Here is a 352-nt window from a genome sequence, read left to right as displayed (position 1 = left end):
TATCGAACGCGTAACCGCTGCCTGTCTGCAATTGCACAGCGTAGGCGCACGTGCAGCGGTAGCCGCTCTGAGCCAATAGCGTGGTGTTATTAAAGACCCACGATCTGTCTGACATAGGCCAGATGTTCCAGCGATTTTTGGTAAGCACCGTCAGCATCAGCCTGGCGGATCGCATCCACAATCGCTTTATGCTGTGTATTCATGCTGGTTAATACATCCCGATTGCCGGAACGTTTGTCCAGTCCGGCATACGGGATGTTAACGCGCTGTTCCCACAGCATTCGCGACATATCAAGCAGTACGCGGTTCTGACTGGCTTCTGATACTGTTAGATGGAATTGCTTATCGAGGG

Annotated in this window: 1 protein-coding gene; it reads right to left on the bottom strand. The window is 52.0% G+C overall.

Going from position 1 to position 352, the window contains the following annotated elements; translation table 11 throughout:
- Window positions 1-89: 89 nt before the first annotated feature.
- The coding region (locus FDX22_RS32185; protein ID WP_255433073.1) for a FadR/GntR family transcriptional regulator at window positions 90-352 on the bottom strand (263 nt) is incomplete at its 5' end.

Origin of the sequence: Citrobacter sp. TBCS-14 (genome assembly GCF_005280805.1) — a bacterium.
Lineage (GTDB): Bacteria > Pseudomonadota > Gammaproteobacteria > Enterobacterales > Enterobacteriaceae > Citrobacter > Citrobacter gillenii.
Note: the sequence above shows the minus strand (reverse complement) of the source record. Positions and strands in the feature narration are given on the sequence as shown.